The organism is Candidatus Omnitrophota bacterium (assembly GCA_030688425.1).
GTDB lineage: Bacteria > Omnitrophota > Gorgyraeia > Zapsychrales > JANLHA01 > JAUYIB01.
Genome location: JAUYIB010000030.1, coordinates 14,330 through 35,872, shown reverse-complemented (window position 1 = coordinate 35,872; position 21,543 = coordinate 14,330). Strand labels below are relative to the sequence as shown.

Sequence of the window (21,543 nt, the reverse complement as noted above, 5' to 3'; positions counted from 1 at the left end):
GCAGGCTAATCTTTAGGCCGGACATCCAGAATTCGTTTCTCTTTATTGGCGGTCTCCAGCTCGAGCCGTTTGATCATCTCGGCCAACGGCAGGAACACGACGGCGTTAGGGGTCACTTCCATGGAAGACAGACTCCTCTTCACCGCCTCTTCCAGGATACCCCGGTTGACCCCCTCCCTGCAAGCAATATAAACCACCAGCTCATCGATTTCAAAGGGATCGTTGTTTTTCTTGCGGATCTCCACCTGCCATTCGTCGATCTCCGGGAAGTCCGTGAGGATCTGGGAAAAATGGTTGAGATCGATGAGTGTGCCCTTGACCTTGGACATCCGCAGGTCTTTCACGTCGCTCAAACGGGTGATGTCGCTCGACAAGCGGGGAACGGTCCGCCCGCAATGCGGGCACGCCCCATACCCTATGCCGCCCTTCACGAAATCACCCGTGCGGTAACGCAACACGCTGCTGCCGCGGGAGTCGATAGACGTGTAGACGATCTCCCCGTCGCCCCCTTCCCCGACCGGTTCGCCGGTTTTGGGATCGATGACCTCAAATATCTCTTTGTCGGAATACAGGTGATACCCGCTGGATATGTCATTGACCGTCGGGCATTCCGCCCAGGCCGAACGCGCTTCGGTAAACCCGTAGGTACCGAAGACGGAGACCTCCTGCGCGCCCATGGATGTCAAGAGCTCGGCGAGCTTGAGCTTGAACGCCATGGACACGCGGGACGCTCCCAGGACGATCTTCTTCACATACTCCATCCGGATACCCTTTTCCTGGGCCATCCGCAGGACGTGATACACGTAACTGGGAACGCCCAGGACCACCGCGGGCCTCATCTTTTCCAAGACCCCGATCTGGCCTTCGGTCCCCAAGACCTTTCCGCCGCCGGTGCTCAACACCAGGGCGCAGGACGACAATCCGCCGAACACAACCTGCCAGAACGCCAGGTGCGGGGCATACGGGAACATGTTCACGATGTTCTGGCTGCGCGGAATATTGAACAGGTCCAGCATCCGGGACCCGGAAAGATGAAGGTTCCTGATGTCATGGCCGGAATAAACATACGGGACCGGCCGGTTGGTGGTGCCGGTGGTGAACGTAATGAAACACGGGTGAAATTCACGCTCCAGCCGGTCACGGACAAACTCCTTGCCGTTAATCATGGACATGGCCTTGAGCCGCAGAAGGTCCTGCAAAGGCCATGCCCCGCGGATCTTTTCCTGATCGGGCTGAAGGATAAAATCCCGGAATCGCTGGGGGTTGTCCGGCTGGATAAAGTCGAGCTTGGATGTGAATGGGATCCGCCGGAGATCATCCACGGTGCGGATGGAGCGAGGATCGATTTTGTTCTTGTCGAAAAGGCTGCGGTAATGCGGACTGAACGGATAAAGGTAGCGCGTGATGAAACGGCTGAGCTTTTGATTCTGAAGTTCGCAGGTTTCGGACTTTGAAAGCTGGGCAATGCCGGTCCAGGGGTTCAGCAAAACTCTTCCTCCTTTTGGCGGTCAGGGCATTGTCATTATAACAATTCCCGAAAAGGGCAGGGAACAAAAACAAGGAATTTTATCCCGCCACCCCGAAGGCCGGGAATCGCGGGACTCACATCTCGCTGCAGGACGCGCCCTGGGAGAAGCAGGAATAACAACGGTGGTGTTTGAGCATGACCCGGACCTTCATGCTGCCGGTGAGGGTGCGCCCAAGATCGTAATCCGGATCGTCGTCCACCAGGGTGCAGGCATAGACGCGCATCTGCCCTTCGCGTTTGACCACCATCTTGCTGTAGCTGCACATGAATTTCCGGCGGGCTTCTTCGGCCTGATAGGCGGTCATGCAGTTTTCGGTGATCTCCGGGGTCCTGACATTCGCTTGGGGAAGAAAAAAATCCGGGAAGCTGACGATCCGGGTCTCCTCCGGCAGGCCGGCTTTCTGAATAAGAGGCTGATACGCGGCGTCTCCTTCTTTCACGTTTTCCCCGGGCAGTCTCTGGCGGGCGATGGACACGCCGAATCCCGCAATGTAAAGCTCTTTCAAGCTCGCCGCAGCCTGGGCAAAATTCCCCTTCCCGCGCCCGGCATCATGCCTGGCCTCATCCGGATAATCGATGCTGACCCGAAAATTGAGCGGGTGCGGCTTTTGTAAGAACGGCACAATTTCAGAAAGGCGGGTCCGGAGAGGATCAGTGCCGTTGGTCAGCACCAGGCAGGGCCGCAGGTCCAGCGCGTAATCCAGTATCCTCACGAAATCCTTCACCACAAACGGCTCTCCGCCGGTGAACGAAAATTTTTCGACACCCAGCCGGACCGCTTCGTCCATGAATGGCCGGGCGTCCTCGAACGCGATCCTGTTCAAACGGTCGTCCCCGGGTTTGGAACCCTCCAGACAAAACGGACAGCTCAAGTTGCAGATCGTGCCGGTATGGAACCAGAGTTCTTTGAGGGATTCGGGCTGGATGTAGCCGCGAGGGTCGTTCTTTGACGTCCGGAGCCAATCCGGACGCTGAATATGATGAACAGGTTCTGTGCCGGTCGGCATAAGTTTTGGGGATACCGTTAAGCTTTCCCGCTAAGCTGTTTGGCTTTGGCTTCGATGGCCTTGAGGAGGTCCTCGAACGACGTGTCAAACGCCTTGAGCCCCTCTTCCAAAAGCTGACGGCAGGCGTCGTCGATCGAAATGCCGAATTCTCCCAGCGCCTCAAAAACGGCGCGGGCGTCCTCGACGCTGCCCTGAAGGGCAAGCTTGGCCTCTCCGTGATCGAGAAACGCCATCAGGGTTTTTTCGGGAACGGTGTTAACGGTGTCCGGGGCGATCAATTCCGCCACGTATTTGACGTCCGGATACTGCGGATTTTTCGTGGACGTGGAACCCCAGAGCACGCGTTGCCAGCGGGCGCCTTTGGCCGCGAGAGTCTGGAATCGTTCGTCTTCGGCCATTTCCTTTGATTTCTCATAAATCAAACGGCAATTGGCGACGGCGGCCTGCCCCTGCAGGGGCAGAAGTTTGTCTTTGGTGGAATCGACCATTTTGTCGTCCAATATTTTATCAATCAGGGTGTCCGTGCGGCTGACAAACACGCTCGCCACGGATGCAACACGGCTCACATCCCCGGATTTTGCCGCAAAACGATCCAGGCCGGTGATGAAGGCCTCGGCCGTGTCCATGTACTGCAGCATGGAAAAAATCAGCGTGACGTTCACGTTGACGCCGTTGGACAAAAGCTCCTCAACGACAGGAAAGCCCGCGTCTGTGGCCGGGACCTTGATCATGACGTTCGGCCGGCCGACCTTTTTGAAAAGCCGCAGGCCCTCATCGATCGAGGCCTTGGCATCGTTGGCGAGCAACGGATTGATCTCCAGACTCACATATCCGTCCAGCCCCTTGGTCTTTTCGTGAACCGGCTTGAACAGATCGCAGGCGTCCTGGATGTCGGCAATGGTGATCTCGTCATAGATATCAAAAGGAGACTTTCCCTGGCCGCTCAACGCCGAGATCTTTTCGTCATAATCCTTGCCCGCGCTGATCACCTGGTTGAAGATCGCCGGATTGGACGTCATCCCGCGAAGTCCATCGTCGATCAGGCCCTTCAGTTTGCCGCTTTCAATCATGGGGCGGTTGATATAATCAAGCCAGACGCTCTGGCCTAAATCTGCAAGGACTTCCATTTTGGATTTGGACATCAGAGGATCTCCATAATTAAACAACGGTGGGAAAATTATTTCTTGCGATTGATCGCCCGTTTGACGGCTTCAACGATGTCGACGTCTTTGAGATGATATTTTTTGAGGAGTTCCGCGGGGGTGCCGGTCTCGCCGAACGAATCACGGACCGCCACCATTTCCAAAGGGACCGGGTGCTTCTGGACCAGGACTTCGGCCACCGCGCTGCCCAGGCCGCCGTTGGCCTGGTGTTCTTCCGCCGTGACGATCGCGCCGGTCTCTTTGGCAGCGTCCACAACCGCTTTCACGTCGATCGGCTTGATCGTGTGCATGTTGATGACGCGCAGGTCGATCCCGTCTTTTTTCAGGATCTCGGCGGCCTGCAGGGCTTCGGACACCAGAGTGCCGCAGGCGATCACGGCCGCGTCCTTGCCCGGACGCATGACCTTGGCCTTGCCTATCTCAAACGGATCGTTCTCTCCAGTCAGAACAGGCAGTGCCGCGCGGGACGTGCGCAGGTACATGGGGCCATCTTCCTTGACCATGGCGCGGGTCGCCAGTCTGGCCTCGTTGGCGTCCACCGGACAAATCACCTTGATGTTAGGCAACACGCGCATGAGCGCGAAATCTTCCAGGCACTGGGCCGACGCGCCGTCCTCACCGACGGTCACGCCAGCATGGGAGCAAACGACCTTGACGTTGCGATTATTATAACAAACATCCATCCGGAGCTGATCATAAGCGCGGTTGGTCAGGAAGACCGCGAAGGAATTCACAAACGCGATAAAGCCGTGGAAGGTCAGCCCGGCCGCCATGCCAACCATGTCCTGCTCGGCGATGCCGACGCTGAAAAACCTCTCGGGGAACTCGTTCTTGAAGTACTCCGCGCGGGTGGCGTCCTCCAGGTCCGCGGAGACCATCATGATTCTTTCGTTCTGTTTGCCTAAGGCGACAAGCTCTTTGCCGAACCCGTCACGTGTGGCGATCATTTCAGGCATCGTTATACCTTTTGTAGTTGCGCCAAGGCGTCTTTCAACTGCTCGGCGTTCGGGGCCTTGCCGTGCCAGGCGGCCTTTCCTTCCATGAACGGAACGCCTTTGCCCTTCACGGTATTGGCGATGATGACCGTGGGCTTGCCTTTGACCGTTTCGAATTCGTCCAACGCCTTGACGAGCGCGCTCAAGTCGTGCCCATCCACTTCGATCGCGTGCCAGCCGAAACTTTTCCAGCGTGCCGCGAGCGGTTCCAAATTCTTAATATCGTTCACAGGCCCGTTTTCCTGGACCTTGTTGTAATCCACGATCGCGCAGACATTGTCCAGCTTGAAATGCGAGCCCGACATGGCCGCTTCCCAGACCGAGCCCTCCTGGATCTCGCCGTCGCCCATGATGCAGAAAACCCTGTTGGGTTTGTTCAGCATCTTCGCGCCCATGGCGATCCCGTTGGCCACCGAAAGCCCGTGCCCCAGCGACCCGGTATTGAACTCGACGCCCGGGGTCTTCACATGCACGTGCCCCTGCAGCCGCGTTCCGAATTTACGAAAGGTCTTTAATTCCTCTTTGGGAAAATACCCGGCATTGGCGAGCGTCACGTACGTCACCGGCGTGCAATGCCCCTTGGAGACAATGCAGTAGTCCCGCCCGTCCCAATGAGGATCGTTCGGCCTGTGGTTCATCTTGTAAAAATAAAGGGAGATAAAGATCTCGACGGAAGACAAGGACCCGCCCGGGTGGCCGGACCCGGCCGAGTGGAGGGTCTCCAGGATCTCTCTGCGAAACTGAAACGCCTTATCGCGAAGGGCGCTGATGTCGGGTTTGGAAGGCATAAGAAGGTTTTAAAATGGGCCATGCAGGACTCCATCCTGCGGATTAGAACCTGTCGCCTTTCGCTTCGCTCCAGGCTCCCCAAGGGGCTCCGCCCCTATGGCGCTCGCTTCGCTCGCTGTACCCCGAAAACACGGGGGAACGGTTTCCCCCGTACCCCTTTCGGTTCTCGTCCTGCATTTCAAAAATTTATTTATGGGCCATGCAGGACTCGAACCTGCCACCCTCTGATTAAGAGTCAGATGCTCTACCGGATGAGCTAATGGCCCGGAATTTCCTCTCAACTACCAAATTTATCAAAACAATTACGGGCCAATACTTGTTCCCCTTGTGATTTTTAAAAAACAAGTATGGCCCGTCTACAGGAGACTGAAGGATATCTTACAAAATCCTTTTCAAAAAAAGTCGCCTCACAAAAACCGCACTATTATAACATTCCATTGCCAATAGGCAAGTCGAAAAATAAGAGGAAAACCTAAAATTTTTCCGCCCCCCTCTTCAACAGCCCCAACACCACCAGGACCACCCCAAAACCCGTCACCAGATACAGGACCCCGGTATCCTCGCTCCCATTCTCCAGAATCGCCTGATCAGGCTTCCTGGGATTGTAATGAACCGTCACCGTCTTGCCCATGGGGTAACCCTGCAGGAAAGCTTCGGCGTCTTCCCGGCTAAGGAAATTTTCCCCGCCCCATCGGACCCGGCTGGACGTATGGCGCACCCCATCGGCAACGTATTCATAGATCACCTCCGCCTTGAACTCAATCCCATCGGCGCCTCTGCGATGAATGGTCTGGGCGGAAACCTTGGAAGAGACAACCCTGCCCTCGGCCGGGGACCAGGAGGCGCTGCTTCGGGACTCTCGAATCCCGGACCAGCCCATCCACAAACAGAAGCCTCCGATCAACAGAAACGCCCACCACGGTCTCCGCCGCCTGCCAAATAATCCCATGAAGTGATCCTCCCTTGAATTCCTGCGTAGAGCCGGTTGTCCGTCCGCGTCACGCTCACGCCTGCCGGGATTTCCCCGCCCCTGCAAAATACCACCGGAAGTACAGGAATGTTCCGGCCAAAAACAGGATGACGAAGACGTGCGCGGCAATCGCCAACGGAGAGAAGAACAGGGATTTGAAAAAACCCCCGTTCGCAGACACGAGAAAACGGCTGTCGGAGACCCCGAGCAGTTGTTCGGCCTCATAGCCGACCTGCATGACATACGCGGGCAGAGACGCGGCGTTAAAAACGACGTACAGGACATCCGCGTAGATGAGAGCGCAGGCCGCGGCGCTAAAAATCACAGAGAGAAAAGCCCACGACTGGCCCATGACGAGAGCCACAATGGTTACAGAAAGGCTGACGGCTCCGGCGATCTGAAGCATCCCGGCCAACCGGCTTTGCCCGTCCAATTTTTGCAGATAGATTTTCTGCCGGCCGGGAAATTCAGTCTGATACTTTCCGATGAGCGTATTGAACTTGTCGCGCTGCTCAGGAGAAATCGCATCTCCGGATTCCTGAAGTTTTCTGTCCAGGGCCGTCAGAGAGGTCTGAAACACGTCGTCGATCACGATTTTCAAACGAGGCGCCTGAGGGTTGGCCAGCAAGGACACCCCGGCGACAGTCAAAGCAACCCCCAGCAAAATGAAGGTGGCCACAAAAATAATAAACGGCATCGGCCGGTCCATAATGTCCATCGATTCCCTCCCCGACAGGCGATACTCTTAGATTCCTATCAATTCTACCCCTCCGCTGCCTTCCTGTCTACTCTCCAAAAACTTTGCGCAGACCGTTTACTCCCCTGATCCGGATAAAACCCCTGCCCCGCAAACGGAGACACAACAAGAAGAGCAGAAAAGGCATGGCCTTGACGCTCAGCCGCGTGAGAACGTCCCGGTAATAGGGGCCGATGTCTTCCAGCGGCCAGCCCATCCCTCCCAGCACGCTGAAAACGATCATTCCGAACCAGGCAAGCAGCAGAAAGAGTTCCTGTTCACTCCACTTTTTCCCAAAAATATCAACGAAGAAAAAGAGAATGCTGGCAATGACGAAAACTCCTGCGGCCTCAAACACTGAGAACTGTTCCTCAAAAACCCCCTGCAACGCCAGAATCTTGTCCCAGGAGAACGCGTTGCCAAGATGATGAACGGATATCGAATACCCATTGGCATCAAGCCACAACATCCAAAACCACTGGACACTGACCGGCAGCAGGAATAAGACCACAATCCTTAAGTGCCATTTAAAAGGAAGCCTCCCCCTCATTGATGCCCATAACGCCCCCCCGAGAACCAGCGAGTAGATCATGCCCTCAAACTTCAACGAGCTTACACCCACACACATGATCGCAAAGCATATCAACGCGCGCGGAGCCGAAGGATTTTTCAGCCAGGCGAGCGCGAAAGCCACCGCCGCCGTCAAAACCGCCAACAGCATATCCTCAGGAAGCCCCTGGTAAGCGGTCCAATTATCACATCCGATCATGAAAAGACCCGCCAGCGCCCAGGCCGCCCAAGAGACCAGGCCGGTCATTCCCAGGCAGGCCCTGATCATCACCAGCAGGCACAGTGAGGCGAGCGCCGAGTTCCACTTGGAGACAAGATCATAGTCACCACCCAATAGAAAATATTGCGAAGCGATGGTCAACGGCCACACCGGAGGTTGATACGCCGCCGAAGAGTTGAACGACTTGACAAATTGTCCCTCGTAAAAAAGCGTCTTGGCCCGCATTGTCCAGCTCGCCATTTCATCCCAGGTGAAAAGCATGACATTAAACGTCCTCAGCCACGTCAGGAATAAGGGCAAAAAAATCCCGATGAAAATCAAAACCCACCGGGCTTCGATTTTCATGTTATCTTTCCCCGGCAACGGAAAAACCCGCTCCCTCCTGCGATGTGTCAGCCAAAATCCGCCCATGGATAAAATCCCCATAATCCCCCAGACCCCCAAGACCGAATCCCGGGTCATCAACCCCCCCGCCATCAAATAAATCCAAAACGCCCAGGCAAGCGTCAATGTTCCCGTCAAATATGATAACGCCACCCGCGTCGCGAAGGATGGCAAAATCGAATCCACACGCATCATTGAACAAAATCCAAAACCGACAACGGTCATATATGCCGCCGACATCAGCAAGGCGACCCCAAATATCCACGCAGACTGGTACGGAGCATCGGCCTTGGGAGGGAGGACGGCTCCCGGTTTGACATACAAGCGCACCCTGTCGCTGAAATCCAGGAAGCGCCACCCAGGCCCCGGCGGTTGAAAACTTCTGCGAAAATCAACGACATGCGCGCTGCCGGGCTCATGCCGTAAAGGATAAAACAAAAACGGCACAAGGCAATTTCTCAAACGGTCTGGAAAATTCTTCGGGACGGAAACATCGACCCCCGACAGGGGGAGGAACATCCTTTTAACAGCCCGAAGCTCCGGATAAGCATCCCCCGTATTTGAAATAATCCCCGGCCAAGCGGATAAGGATAAAAACCCGGGCGGGGTTTCCACAAAATTCCTCTTCAAAAATTGGAAGTAGTGCCCCAGGAAGGCGAGCCCAATCACGCCCAACAAAATGGCCAAAACAATTTTTCGTGTCATGGGTCACCCTATTCCCGCGGGACAACACCTTATTTCCAAAATCCTTCAAACGCCTTCCGGCACTTCTCCCGATAACCCTCCTCAAGCTCAATCCGCCGCACGTCCTCCCCTTGCCAGAAAGCGGGATGATGCGACGCGACAATGAACTGGCAGCCCTGGCGGCAAAGGGTCCAAATCCCTTCCCTTAATTTCAGGACCCACGGCAAATCCAGGCCCCCCTCAGGCTCGTCAAAAAGAAAACAGTCGCCCTCCTTAAAATTGAGCGTACTCAAGACGTCGCGCATAGTTTCCCCATGGGAAGAGTATTGGGACCGCACCTTGACCTTGGCGCCCAAAGGCCCTTTGAGGTGGTCCTGCGAACGGTGAGGATTCATGGTCTCGCTGTTGTAATAAAGGTAGGCCGTGCCGTTGTCCTCTGTTTTGCGGCAATCGGCGCACTCCTTGATCGCTTTTAAAAGGGTGCTTTTACCGGTCCCGTTGGGGCCGATCACGGCGTTGAGACCTTTGCTGAAATTCAACCGGGGATGCCGGCTGACCATCCACCGGTGGCGGGGGCAGAACTCGATCGCGGAAATCATGATGGATTCATTTTAGCCGAGGGCAGGGTTATTCGCAAAGCAATTTCGGAGGAAAACAGAAAGACCCGGCCGGGATTCTCATCCCGGCCGGGTCTTGGACCTGACAAGATAACGGATCACCAAACTTTATCCGGCGACTTATGCAGAATTTCCCGGACCAGCTCAGGGTTGTCTCGAATCACAAAATAACAGGATGCGCAGATCGGCTTCTTTGTCCGGTACGAAATCATAATGACGTCATCCAGATCGATTTCGTCCGCCTTGTCCGGGTTTTTCTGCAAATACTCCAAAAATTGCGCGCGGATCTGGTCCGGCGTCTTCTGGCAAAACCAGCAGTGATCGTCCTTGATATCCGAGATCTTGTTCAGGTAATCCTGTAACTTCTGGGACATCTTGGAATTCATGACGCATCACCTCTCTTCTTCCAGCCCTTGCCGGGCCGGGGAAAAAAGACGTATACCTCGCCTTAGTTAAAGTATACCATCCTCAAGCAGGCCAAGGGTAGGGGATGCGGCACAGGGGGCGCAAGCCGGGGCAAAAACTTTCTAAATATTGTATTTAAAACAAGAAGGAGAAAGGCAACTATTTGACGTTCAGGCTGCCGAAGGTGACCATGCCGCGGACGAGGAAGATCACGCCGCCCAGGACCGAAAGGCCGTTGAGCAGGCCCCCATCAAAAAAATTCTGGGCTCCCATAAGGATGAGACACACCCCGGCCGCGATATACAAGACCAGGACGACAAGACTTTTCCAAATATGCTCAAAACCCTCCTGGAGAGACTTGTCCTTGGCCCGCTCCTCCCGTTCTTCACGTTTTCGGCGCTGTTCTTCTTCATCTTTGGCGTCATCCGGCCAGAGGGGCAGTTTCGGCTTAGGGGGGGACGAAGACGCCCGGGAATTTTCAGGAAGGGGCGCGGGCCGGGGGATGGAATTGGGGTTTGCGTCGGGAGAAGGAGCGTTCATGGGCTCTCCGGCTAAGCGGGGTTATGGATCTGCCGGTTGAGCGATTTCCGGATCGCGCTCAACAATTTGGGATTATGCAGGGGCTTCGCGAAAATCGGGTATTTTTCCCCGTCGATCTCGATCTGCTCGTCCCCCTTGTCGTTTTCAACGCCCATGGTGGACGTGATGAAAATGATCGGAATATTCCGGGTGCGCTCATCGGCCTTAAGCTGCTGGGTGACGGTGACCCCTCCGATGTCCGGAAGCATGAGGTCCAGAACGATCAAGTCCGGGACCTCTTCCTTGGCCCGGCGCACGGCGACAGTCCCGTCCGAAGCGGACAGGACGTTCTTGCCATCAATGTTCAGCCATTTTTCCAGGAGACGGATCATCCCCAGATCATCGTCAACAACCAGGATGCGCCGCGGTTTTTTTCTGCTCATAGCCAGAGGCCCAATAAAATCTTACGAACGAATTTTCTGAATTCATTTTAACACAAAACATCCCTCCTGGCCCAAAAACGTCAGATTTTCGACGCTTCAACTCATCCGCCCCGGCAAAGCCGCGCAAAAGGCGGCTGGCGAGATGGACTCAAAAACACCTCAAGCCTTGCGCTGGGGAATCGAAGACGTTACAATGTTTCCGATACCAAGGAGAATCCCGTGCGTTCCATGACGATCCGAGCGTCGCTGTGGCTGGTCCCGGTCCTCTGGACAGCCGGTCCCGCCCTGGCCCAGACATCCATCATCGACCAGATGCAAAGGACCCAGCAGTCGGTTGTCAGCATCCGATCGGACAATACGGCGGCTTACCAATCCAAACCCCTGGCGGCGCGAGACCCGCAGTCCGGCAGAATCGTCATTCTGCGCAACGTCGCCGCGGCCTCGTACCGCAGGCAGGGCGCCGGCGTTGTCATCCACGGCTCCGGCGTTATTGTCACCAACGCCCATGTGGTGGAGAAGGCCCAGCACATCTTCGTGACCTTCTCTGACGGGACAGAATTCCCGGCCGACGTGATCGGATTTGAGGGGGACATCGACATGGCCCTGCTGAAAGTCGTGCCTCCCCGCCCCATCGCCGCCGTCCCGCTGGCCGATTCCGACCGGGTGGAACTCGGGGATGAGATCTTCACCATCGGAAGCTCCGCGTTCCTGAAACAAACGCTGACCGGAGGCAAGGTCATCGGGTTGGGGACCAACCGCACGGAGCAGAATCACGGGAGAAAACGCGTCGATCTTCTTCAGACCACCGTGAACCTTTATGAGGGCGACAGCGGCGGCCCGCTGTTTAACCGCGACGGCCAACTCATCGGGCTAATGACCGCGAAAGAGACCGCCGCCGACCATTCCAGTTTCGCCGTGCCGTCCAACAAAATCGCCCTTCATCTGTGGGAATACCTCAAAACGCTCCAGGAAAAACCATGACCGGGAACAAAATCCTTTCTCTTCTTCTCTTCGCCGCTATGGGCGCCGTGGTCTGGGGCCTGGGGATCTATTTCCGGCTTTATCCTCTGCTGAACCACACGTCGCACAACGCCTTTGAAAAGGCCTCGATGATCGTTGTGACGAATCTCCGTCAAAAGATCACAGAGACCCTGCAGGGGCAGTCGCCGGACATGCCCCCGGTCTCCCGCAACCAGCTGGCCACCCGCCGGCTCAACGACCTGTTGCATACCCAGGGCGCCCAGGTGAGAAAGACCATCCTCCAGGTCGCCCGGGAAATGGACAAACTCGACCCTTCCCGCCAGCCGTTTCCTTACCTGCTGGCGTCGGACGGATTTTACTACTTCCGGCTGACCCGGAATATCGCCGAGACCGGCGCCATCAGCACCGCCGTCAAGGGCAGCAAGTATTTCAATCCCATGATGCAGGCCCCGCTCGGTTACTGGGAACCCCTGAACCTGCATCCATACGTCGGGTTCCTCGTTTACAAAATCCTGTCTCTGTTCTCCCCCGGGATCCCGCTGATGTTCGCCGTCAGCTTCACCGCACCGTTCATGACCGCGTTGATCCTCGCGGCGTTTCTCTGGGTCGCCTCTTGTCTGAATTTACGGCCGCCGGCCGTCTTTGTGGGTGCCGTCTTTTTTGTCCTGGCCCCAATTTTTATCAAACGCAGCATGTTTGCCTGGTATGACAACGATCCGTACAGTCTGCTGTTTCCACTGCTGTCGCTGGGGATCGTCTTTACGGCGATTGACAACCGCGGCCATCTCCGACGGGTCCTTCTCCTGGCCGTATGGGCCTCTCTGTGCGTCAGCCTTTACGCGCTGTTCTGGCAGGGATGGGTTTTTCTCCTGAGCATCCTCGTGCTCGGCGGATTTCTGGCGGTCATCGCCCATTTGATCCTCACCCGCAGCGCCGTTGAAACCCGCAATCTCGCCTTTTTCTTCGGCGCCCTGACGGCCGGCGCGTTTTTCGCCGTGGCGGTGATCTTCGGTATCAAAGATTTTTTTATCCTGTTCCAGGAGGGGTTCACGGCCCTCAACGATTTTCTGAACCAAAAAATCTCCCTCTGGCCGGACATGTACATCGCCGTCGGAGAACTCCGCAAAGCCACCCCGGGAATGATCGTTGAGCTGACCGGGGGGGTCCTGCCCGCCGCCCTGGCCGCGTTCGGCCTGGCCATGGCCATCCAAGGACTCCGGAGAGGACGCCCGACGGACAACCTGATGAAGGTCCTTGTCATGTTTGTCTTTCTGTCGGTAGCGGTCTTCCTGTCGCTGGGGGCGCAGAGATTTATCCTGCTCGTGCTTGTTCCCATGGGCCTGCTGGCCGCCCTGGGAATTCACCATCTCCTCGGGCTTCTGTCCGAAACTCTCCCGCCCCTTCTGAAAAAACACAATCTCCCGGCCGCGATCCGCCCGGCTCTGATCGCCCTCCTTGTCACCAGCTGTCTGGCCCAGGCCCTGCTGCAGGCGCAGCGGCAAACGCCGACGCTCCTCAATCAGATTTACAACGGGACCTGGGACAAAGCCCTGGCCGAGATCCGTGACAAAACGCCGGCGGACAGCATCGTGAATTCCTGGTGGCCGCCGGGGCATTTCATCTCATCCATGGCCCGGCGCCGGGTGACCTTCGACGGCGCGACGATCAGCAAACCGCAGGCCTACTGGATGGCCAGCGTCTTCATGGCCAATGACGAAAAAACCGCGTTGGGGATACTGCGGATGCTCAATACCAGCTCTAACAGCGCCACAGACTATCTTCTGGAAAAAGGCATGCCGTTGTCCAGGGCCATCAAGCTTCTCAAATCGGTTGTGTCGCTCAACCGCGGCCAGGCCCTAACAAAATTGCGCTCCGAACTCGACGCGCAACAGGCGGAACACGTCCTGACGCTAACCCACGGCCAGCCGCCTCCATCCTACCTGTTCGTTTACAACGACCTGGCGGAGAAACACCAGCAGCTTCCGTTTGTGGCCCGGTGGAATTTTGAAAAAGCGGAAAAAATAAGCCGCTCGCCGGAACTCAAAAGCCAGGTCCCGGCCAAAAAATCAGCCTCATACGCCTCGTTTCTCTGGGAGATGGCCGGGGGGATTCCCCGGGTCAGTGATCCAATGAACCTTGTGTCCAGAAACGCGGACACGATCCTCTTTACGGAAGGGATGAAGGTCAACCTGAACGACATGACCTGCACGGTGAATTCTGAAAAATACGGCCAGGGGACCCCGTTCAGCGTCATCTATCCGAAGGGTGACTCCATCGCCGAAGACATCCAGCCCGCCGCGACACTGCCCTATACCGCGCTCCTGTCTCTCAGGGGCGACCTGGTCCAGGCCTTTCTGATGGAAAGAGATATCGCGAAATCCCTGATCATGCGTCTTTACTATCTGGAGGGAAAAGGGTTGAAGTACCTGCGCCCGTTTGCCAAAGAACGGGACTTGACCGGCCGAACGCAAATATACGTCTATGAAGTGCTGTGGGAGGAATATCTGAAGGATATCGGAGACCGGCCTTGAAAACCAGGCCGGGAAATGACGTCAAGGGACCTCGCTTCGCTCGGCCACTTGGCCGTAGCATGACCACGGCCAAGTACGGCATCAAGCACGGGCAAAGCCCGTGGCATCTGATTTGTTAATAACGCGGAACCGCAGTTTCGCCCCGCCGTCTTTGCAAATCCCGGATTCTCTCAACAGCTGAACGTGTGTCATCCTCTCCATAAACAGGAGGGGCTTCGTTTTCCTTGTTCCCGGGACCGGCGGCGGACAGTCTGCCGCGCAGGCGGATTCGGCCGGCCGCGGCCGGGTTCGGCTCCGGCTCTTGCTCCGGAAGAGGCCGCATGGCTTCAACGATCGTTCCCGCTTCCTGCCGCTCCGGCATCGCGATGGCTTCCAGCGGCGGGGCGGATGGCGGGGAACTCGTCCGCAAAGCGTTTTCCAGCTTGCTCGCCAATTGACTCTCTCCCAGGCCCTGCAAGGTCGTAATGACGTCCAGGGCCTCGGCGGAATTCCCGGTCTGGATGCAAGCGACCCCCAATCCGTAATAAATCATCGGCGACTGGGTCTTTTTGAGGACCTCCCGGAAATACAGGACCGCGTCCTGGGGCCGGGACTTGGAAAGGCTCATCCAGGCCAGCATCAACTGCGCGCTGCCAAGATTGGGATTCAGCGAAAGCGCCTTCAGGCAGGACGCCTCGGCGTTGGACAGATCGTTGTTCTGAAAATAAAGCTTACAGAGACTGTCGTGCGCCTCCAGATAATCCGGCGTAATGTCCGCGGCGACTTTAAAAAACCATGCCACATCGGCAAACCCCGCGTTCATGTCCCGATAAACGGTCCCCAGGGCATAATAGGCCTGGGCATGATTCGGGTCCAGCTCAATCGTTTTCTCGTAATACTGCACGGCCTTTTTATGGTTCGCCTCCTGATAGGCCTGGTTCCCACGCTCAAACCATTCCTGGGCCGTCTGGGCATAAGCAGACACAGCGAAACACCCCCAGAGAACCGGCACCATCTTCCAGACATTGCCGTCAGCGATAAAATTTTTCATTTGGCCTTCTTGTCCCCGATCATGCGTTCCCACAAATTCTGACTTTCATCATCATCCAGAATGACCGGAGGGATGTCGTCTTCCGGCGGGATATACTCTCCCGGCTCTTCAACGGCCTGGGGGGCCTTACCGATAAATTTCAGCCACAGGGTCTTCATATCCATGATTTCCACACGCGGCCCTTTTTTGACCGCCTCAAGTTTCTTTTGGGCCTCGGTTTTTTCTTGAGGGGTCATTTTTTTAGCCGTCTCAGGCTTTTTCGGAGGAGTTTTGCCTTGGGATTTTCCGCTGCCGCCCGGCCCCGCAGTCCCGCCGCTGGCACTACCGCTGCCCGATCCTGACGAAAGGGAAAACGATTCCCCTTCATCACCGCCGCTGTCTCCCGGCTCAGAGCCCCCCGAATAAGCGCCTTCAACAGGTTCGGAGACACGCCCTCCTCCTGTTTGTCCTGAGGATCCACCTCCGGGCATATTCGCTTGCGCGCCCCGGCCTGTCCCAGCCCCACCGCCGCCCCCGCCAGCCGCCGCGCCTGTGCCGGTCCGGCCGCCCGCAGCCCCCTGGCCGCCAGCACCGCCGGAAGATCCGTCTGCTCCGCCGCTTGCTCCACCGCCGGCTCCGCCACCGGCGCCGCCTGCACCCCCGGCCGTTCCTGCCCCGCCCGCGCCGCCTGTTCCACCGGAGGTCCCTTCAGACTTCTCTCCTCCTTGACCGCCTGATGTCCCGGTACCGGACGTTTCCATTTCCCCGGAAACATCCTGATTTTTATCTCCACTGGATGACGAGCCTCCTGACGATCCTGCCGACCCGGTTCCTGCGGCGCCCTGGCCGGATGCTCCCCCCGGGCCGCCCGGGGAAGATTCACCCGATCCTTTGTCCCCTCCACCCCCGGAGGACCCTGAACCGGTGCCGGACTTACCGGACGATTTTCCCCCAGCGCCGGAACCCTCCTGCCCTTCCCGGGGCTCCGCTTCCGACGGCTGTCCTTCCCTGCCGGCGGCATCAGCGGCGCCGGATCCCTTCCGGCCGGATTTGATGTCCAGCTTCTCCAGCAATTCCATGTCTTCAGCCGAAGTTTCTGCGCCGTCACCGATGCTCTTGGGGTCGATGATCAGCTTGGCGATCTTCATGGAAACCGTCACCTCTCCGGCGCTGGCCTTCTTGCCCAACATGTCCACCTTAACGATCTTCAGGAGGTTCTCCGTGGCGTCAATTTTGTGCATGAATTTGATCATGTCATCCAGCTTGCCTTCGCACTCCAGGTTCGCGAAATACTCGATATACCCGCGGTGCGCGCTTTTCTGACCCGGGTTCAGTTTCACCAGCACGACCTTGGATTCCGACAGCAAAGTTTCCAAAGTCCCCAAAAAACCGGCGATGATCTCATCCTCTTGCTTCGACTCCCCGGTCTCAAAAATCCCGTACTCTTCGTTTTCCAGGAGGATCTTGTCCTTATAGGAAAGGAAACGTATGTCCCGGCGGATGTCGTTGGCCTTCTGCCCGATCTCCTGATCGAGATTCTTGATCTTGGAGGACACCGGCCGCATGAACAGGACATCAAACAGGGCCAGGACCGCGACCGCGGCGGCCGCGTAAAAGACCTTGCGCTCCTGAGGGGAAAGCTTGTTATAAAAATTCTGGATCACGACCGGCTCCTTACGGCTTTTTCCAATTCATTGTGCCCCTGGACGGGAAACGGGCCAAGAGCTCATTTCTTTTTTTCATCCTTGCCCTCTTCCCCGTCTTCTCCTTCCACGGCCTCGGCCTTTTCGACGACATCCTTGGCGCTTTCCAGCTTAAACACGATCTCAAAGCCCGTTACGTCTTTGCCCCTCTCCTTTTTGGGAGTGGTCGACTTCGTCGTAGCCCCTTTGAAAAAATCAGAATCCTTCAGGGCCTTGTTGAATTCGAAAACCAGCGACGGAGATTCAGCGATCCCCTGGATGGCAATGTCCCCTTTCTCGTCCAGGGCGATGCTTTGCAGGTAAATATCGTCGGGCGTCAGGTCGTACAGCTCCCGGAGGACATCCAGGCTCGCCATCCGGCTGTTGACGTAATCTTTGACGATCCGGGTCTTTTCGGCGATGCGGTCCAGCGCCGCCACGGCCCGCTGTTTTTCCGTGTATTCCCTTTCTAGATCGCTCAAATACGCGGCCTTGAAATACATGTCCGCAAAAAACTTGGCGCAAACCACCAGGATCAACAGCATCACACAGATGCCGGTCGTCACCATCTGCCGCCCTTTTTCCTGGAGCGCGCGCTGCATCTTGATCTCATCCGGGATCAGGTCCACCTGAACGTCGGCGGCCGTCCCGCCGGCCGCGACCACGTCCAGAAAAGAATCGTCGTTGTACTCGGAGATGAATTTCAGCATGGTCGGCTGGGCCGCCTGGATCCGGTCCAAATAGGGCGAAACCTTGACGATGGCCTTCAGCTTTTCCTGCAGGACAGGCTGCAATTCCTTGATCTTCGCGTCGTCGCTGGTCAGGTAATACGTTTCCGGCATCTTGTGGATGTCCTCGCTCTGGTAGGCCTCGGCGGACTTGAGGATCTCGGCGACCAGGCGTTCCTGGGCCGCGGCGCCCTCCTTGATCAAATGGGTCAGCCCCACCGCGATGTTCCGGCAGGTCGCCACCGTGCGGTTGAATTCGATGATGAAGTTGGTGTTCTGCGCGGCGATGTCAATGATCCCCAGGGGAGGGTCCTCCTCCTTGACCCCCATGTCCTGGGCGTAAAACCTGGCGATGCCTTCCGGCGCGAAGAGCACCCGGTCGATCCGCAGCCCCGCCGCCGCAAGGATGTCCAGCTGCTTGCGGACGACCTCCCGGTTGACGATGATCAGAAGGACCTTGGTGTAATTGCGCTGAAAAACGCCGATGGTGATATACCCGATCAGGATCTCTTCGCGGGAATACGGGGTGTGGCGGCCGGCCTGCAGATCAATGATGGACTTGATCTCGGCCGGGTCCAAAGACGGGATCTCAATGTTCTTGGTCGTGACCACGCCGGGCCTGACGATGCAGATCGACTTGACTTTCCGGACCGGCATCCCTTCCAGCGCGGACCGGATCATCTTCGGCAGCTCTTCCTCGGCAACGCCCGAAACGCTCTTCTTCACGACATCGACGATAAAAGGCTTTCCGCCGACCGTCTTCAGATGGACGATCTTGAAATCCTCTTCACCGGGAGCGATGACGATATATTCTTTATCCTGCTGAAACATAACCAACGCTTTCCCCGTCCATCGGACGGTTTATTCCCTCCAATAAATAATTTTACCACCCTCCCGGGCAAAAACACAGGTCGCGTATTTTGTTTCGCCGGTCCCGGAGATGGACGCCCGGGCCTGGATCCGGAACGCCGTTGACCAGGTGCCCAGCAAGCCGGACGAGACCAATCCGTCGATCCGCTGGATCTCCTCATCCTCCAGCGTGACCAGGCTCACCAGCACGGCCGGGATGCCCTGAGACTCCTGAAAAATATAATCGTCAAGCGTGGCGTCCTGTCCGTCCGGCCCCCGGCGGACCATCAGGATCTTCGTGACCAGCGGCTCGCCCATGCCCAGCGCCGCGAGCACAGGCGGCGAAGCGGTGTTGATGTTGACCTGGCCGTGCGAATAGACGGTGACAAACGGCGTCATCATCCCGTAAATTTCCGGCGTCATTCCCTGCACAAGGAGCAATTCATCCAAAACCTCAAAATCCGCCTTCTTGGGCTGATACGGATGCCTCAAATTCTCATAAAAAGAATCGCTGTAAAACCCCTCGAGTTCGCTCGATCCCGGCTCCCTCCAGTCCACGATGGCCCGGGCCAAAACCACCGCATCCACGGAGCTCATCCCTGTGACATGGGCGATCAGATGGGAGAGGATGCCGACACCGGAGGTGTTGACGTTGATCATCCCGTCCTCATCGGCGACGCCGTAGCGACGGCCGGGAGATCCGATCCCGTCATGAAAATCCACCTGGCTGATCTCGACCGTCCCTCCCCCCAACGGGACGGCCTTGAACATTTCAGGATTATTAAATCTGAGCATTTTTTTCGCGGCGCTGGTATCCGGCCCCGGCAATTGATCCGTTTCGCGGATCACGGCCACGGCCTTGGTGACCCCGGACTGCACCATGGAAGAAAGCCGCGCCCGTTTTTCCAGCCGCGACAGCAAGGTGATTTTCTGCCGGACCTGAAGGGCGATATGGACCGCAAAGACCGTCAGCAAGGCCAGCGTCCAAAGCGCCAGGACCAGGATGGAGCCGCGCCGGGACACGTCCTTCTTCGGACGGAAAAGAATCCGGGGCCGCTTCATCACGACGCCCCCAGGGGAAGGTTGAACAGCCGCGTCAAGGCGTGCTCCTCCCCGTCTTTGTCCTTAAAACGGATTTCCAGCAACACCGCCGCGGGGATGTCTTTTTCCACGCTCCTGGCCTTTTCGACTCCCTCACGCCTGCGGAGAAAATAAACCGCCTGAAACGACGTCACCCCGTCCATCACAACGCGGGGAGGCCCCATCTGCCCTTGCAGGGCCTGGCCGTATTCGGCCTGCCGGCGAAAAAGGACGTGCTTGTCCCGATCGAACACATACTCCACGCGCCCGATCTGGGGCACAATCTTCGCCGGACCTCCCGCCGACGCATCGGTCAGGACCCGGACAGGAGATGCGAACGACAATCGGTCCTCGCTCCCCTCGAAGGCGATGAGGGAAAAACGCAGAGCGCCCCTCATTTCGCCGCCGATCCGGTCAAGAAAAATGGCCGCGTCTTCCTCCCCGGAACTCCGGGCGGCGCGGTCCCAGATGGTCATGCCCGTGGCCATGGCGCTGTACAAAGCCAGGGCCGTCACGCTCATCAGCGATATGACCAGGAGGATCTCCACCATGGTCATGGCCTTGCGGGTCAGTGTCGGAGCTTTCATGCGCGTCTTTCTGAAAATCTTTCGGGATGATTGTCGCCGGGCGCGATCCGCCGGGACTCCCCTGCCGCTTCCTGCCGCCGGCTAAGGGTCAATAAAACGGCGAATCAAAACTGCGACAGGTACACCGTCCGCTGAACCTGAAGAATCCGCTTCCCCTCCTGCCAGGACAACGCCACGTCTGCCTGGAGAATTTCATCAGCCCCTGTCACCGCCCCCAGGTCCACCGCCCACCGGAACGGGACATCCTTGCGCCCGACCCTGACGGCCTCGGCCGTTTGGGCGCTGGGCAAAGGGACCTCCCCCCCATGCCGGAAGGCGTATTGCATCGTCGATACTTTTTGGTCAATCAGAAGATTGGCATGGAGACGGCAGGCCAGGTGGTGCTGATAATCGAGCGACAGCACGAAGGAGCGGTAGATCGCCACGATCCCGGTGGAAAGGATCACGATCGTGACCATCATCTCCAGGAACGTCAGGCCGCCCGGACATCCGGGCTTCACGACGCTGGCTCTCGCACGGAATTTCGCCGGAGCCCGTTTCTCCCGGAAAACAACGGGAAAAAGCATCGCCCTGAGGGAGCCGGACAAACCTTCTCCCGGGGGGGAAAAAAACGGCTTCCGGGACGCACCCGCTGGCGGCCTAACAAACCTCATTGCCAATTGACGATGTCATCGTCTTCGCTTTTATCATTTTTCCCCTTGGAGGACAAATCATAATCCAGACGGTGCTCCCCGGGCGACACGTAAACGTACGTCCGTCCCCAGGGATCCGTCGGCGGATTTTCGATGTAGGGACCGTTCCAGACCTCCGGGACCGGCGGATTGGCCGGCTTTTTCATCAGCGCGTTCAGCCCCTGTTCGGACGTCGGGAAATTACCGTTCTCCAGTTCATAAATTTTTAAGGCCGTCGCGATGTTCGCGATGTCCGTCTTGGCGATGGCGATCTTCGCCTGTTCCGACCGGCCCGAGATCCTGGGCACGACCATGGCGGCCAGGGCCGTGATGATGATCACGACGAGCATGATCTCTATCAAGGTGAATCCGTATTTCCGTAATGTCATGGTGCC

21 protein-coding genes and 1 tRNA gene are annotated in these 21,543 nt (G+C 57.2%); 2 read left to right on the top strand and 20 right to left on the bottom strand.

What is annotated here, in order from left to right; genetic code table 11:
* Positions 1 to 5: 5 nt before the first annotated feature.
* The 13 genes from Q8Q08_11490 to Q8Q08_11430 form a co-directional block, all read right to left on the bottom strand.
* The gene (locus Q8Q08_11490; GenBank protein ID MDP2654635.1) at positions 6 to 1,487 is read right to left on the bottom strand and encodes an AMP-binding protein; all 1,482 of its coding nucleotides are present in this window, start codon (positions 1,485 to 1,487) and stop codon (positions 6 to 8) included.
* Between the two features lie 115 nt (positions 1,488 to 1,602).
* Complete coding sequence (locus Q8Q08_11485; GenBank protein ID MDP2654634.1) at positions 1,603 to 2,535, bottom strand: radical SAM protein; 933 nt, start codon at positions 2,533 to 2,535, stop codon at positions 1,603 to 1,605.
* A 17-nt stretch (positions 2,536 to 2,552) separates the two neighbouring features.
* On the bottom strand, positions 2,553 to 3,677 hold the full coding sequence (tal, locus tag Q8Q08_11480) for a transaldolase (protein MDP2654633.1): 1,125 nt from the start codon (positions 3,675 to 3,677) through the stop codon (positions 2,553 to 2,555).
* Positions 3,678 to 3,712: 35 nt separating this feature from the next.
* Positions 3,713 to 4,654: a transketolase family protein gene (locus tag Q8Q08_11475; protein MDP2654632.1), complete on the bottom strand. Its 942-nt coding sequence runs from the start codon at positions 4,652 to 4,654 to the stop codon at positions 3,713 to 3,715.
* A 2-nt stretch (positions 4,655 to 4,656) separates the two neighbouring features.
* Complete coding sequence (locus tag Q8Q08_11470) at positions 4,657 to 5,481, bottom strand: transketolase (GenBank protein ID MDP2654631.1); 825 nt, start codon at positions 5,479 to 5,481, stop codon at positions 4,657 to 4,659.
* 194 nt (positions 5,482 to 5,675) lie between these two features.
* Positions 5,676 to 5,748: transfer RNA gene (locus Q8Q08_11465), tRNA-Lys, on the bottom strand.
* A 206-nt stretch (positions 5,749 to 5,954) separates the two neighbouring features.
* Positions 5,955 to 6,431, bottom strand: coding sequence for a DUF3592 domain-containing protein (locus tag Q8Q08_11460; GenBank protein MDP2654630.1), 477 nt, complete (start codon positions 6,429 to 6,431; stop codon positions 5,955 to 5,957).
* A 55-nt stretch (positions 6,432 to 6,486) separates the two neighbouring features.
* Positions 6,487 to 7,170, bottom strand: a complete 684-nt coding sequence (locus tag Q8Q08_11455; protein ID MDP2654629.1) for a hypothetical protein — start codon at positions 7,168 to 7,170, stop codon at positions 6,487 to 6,489.
* 67 nt (positions 7,171 to 7,237) lie between these two features.
* On the bottom strand, positions 7,238 to 9,067 hold the full coding sequence (locus Q8Q08_11450; GenBank protein MDP2654628.1) for a hypothetical protein: 1,830 nt from the start codon (positions 9,065 to 9,067) through the stop codon (positions 7,238 to 7,240).
* A gap of 29 nt (positions 9,068 to 9,096) precedes the next feature.
* Complete coding sequence (locus Q8Q08_11445; protein ID MDP2654627.1) at positions 9,097 to 9,645, bottom strand: ABC transporter ATP-binding protein; 549 nt, start codon at positions 9,643 to 9,645, stop codon at positions 9,097 to 9,099.
* Between the two features lie 116 nt (positions 9,646 to 9,761).
* Complete coding sequence (locus Q8Q08_11440) at positions 9,762 to 10,049, bottom strand: hypothetical protein (protein ID MDP2654626.1); 288 nt, start codon at positions 10,047 to 10,049, stop codon at positions 9,762 to 9,764.
* 178 nt (positions 10,050 to 10,227) lie between these two features.
* Positions 10,228 to 10,608: a hypothetical protein gene (locus Q8Q08_11435; protein ID MDP2654625.1), complete on the bottom strand. Its 381-nt coding sequence runs from the start codon at positions 10,606 to 10,608 to the stop codon at positions 10,228 to 10,230.
* Positions 10,609 to 10,619: 11 nt separating this feature from the next.
* A complete protein-coding gene (locus Q8Q08_11430) occupies positions 10,620 to 11,030 on the bottom strand; it encodes a response regulator (GenBank protein MDP2654624.1) in 411 nt (136 codons plus the stop codon).
* Positions 11,031 to 11,258: 228 nt separating this feature from the next.
* On the opposite strand from Q8Q08_11430, the gene Q8Q08_11425 reads away from it, so the two are divergent.
* Both Q8Q08_11425 and Q8Q08_11420 read left to right on the top strand, forming a co-directional pair.
* Positions 11,259 to 12,011, top strand: coding sequence for a trypsin-like peptidase domain-containing protein (locus Q8Q08_11425; GenBank protein ID MDP2654623.1), 753 nt, complete (start codon positions 11,259 to 11,261; stop codon positions 12,009 to 12,011).
* Complete coding sequence (locus tag Q8Q08_11420) at positions 12,008 to 14,542, top strand: STT3 domain-containing protein (GenBank protein MDP2654622.1); 2,535 nt, start codon at positions 12,008 to 12,010, stop codon at positions 14,540 to 14,542. The genes Q8Q08_11425 and Q8Q08_11420 overlap by 4 nt, the downstream gene beginning before the upstream one ends.
* 115 nt (positions 14,543 to 14,657) lie before the next feature.
* On the opposite strand, the gene Q8Q08_11415 is transcribed toward Q8Q08_11420, so the two are convergent.
* From Q8Q08_11415 to gspG, 7 genes are all read right to left on the bottom strand, one after another.
* Entirely contained in the window at positions 14,658 to 15,572 is a 915-nt protein-coding gene (locus tag Q8Q08_11415; GenBank protein MDP2654621.1) for a tetratricopeptide repeat protein, read from the bottom strand.
* Positions 15,569 to 17,215, bottom strand: a complete 1,647-nt coding sequence (locus tag Q8Q08_11410; GenBank protein MDP2654620.1) for a hypothetical protein — start codon at positions 17,213 to 17,215, stop codon at positions 15,569 to 15,571. The genes Q8Q08_11415 and Q8Q08_11410 overlap by 4 nt, the downstream gene beginning before the upstream one ends.
* Before the next feature lie 62 nt (positions 17,216 to 17,277).
* Positions 17,278 to 18,792, bottom strand: coding sequence for a pilus assembly protein PilM (pilM, locus tag Q8Q08_11405; protein MDP2654619.1), 1,515 nt, complete (start codon positions 18,790 to 18,792; stop codon positions 17,278 to 17,280).
* 30 nt (positions 18,793 to 18,822) lie between these two features.
* Positions 18,823 to 19,872, bottom strand: coding sequence for a type II secretion system protein GspK (locus Q8Q08_11400; GenBank protein MDP2654618.1), 1,050 nt, complete (start codon positions 19,870 to 19,872; stop codon positions 18,823 to 18,825).
* Positions 19,872 to 20,477: a hypothetical protein gene (locus Q8Q08_11395; protein ID MDP2654617.1), complete on the bottom strand. Its 606-nt coding sequence runs from the start codon at positions 20,475 to 20,477 to the stop codon at positions 19,872 to 19,874. Before Q8Q08_11395 ends, Q8Q08_11400 begins: the two co-directional genes overlap by 1 nt.
* A gap of 104 nt (positions 20,478 to 20,581) precedes the next feature.
* On the bottom strand, positions 20,582 to 21,064 hold the full coding sequence (locus tag Q8Q08_11390) for a prepilin-type N-terminal cleavage/methylation domain-containing protein (protein ID MDP2654616.1): 483 nt from the start codon (positions 21,062 to 21,064) through the stop codon (positions 20,582 to 20,584).
* 62 nt (positions 21,065 to 21,126) lie between these two features.
* On the bottom strand, positions 21,127 to 21,537 hold the full coding sequence (gene gspG / locus Q8Q08_11385) for a type II secretion system major pseudopilin GspG (GenBank protein MDP2654615.1): 411 nt from the start codon (positions 21,535 to 21,537) through the stop codon (positions 21,127 to 21,129).
* Positions 21,538 to 21,543: the final 6 nt, after the last annotated feature.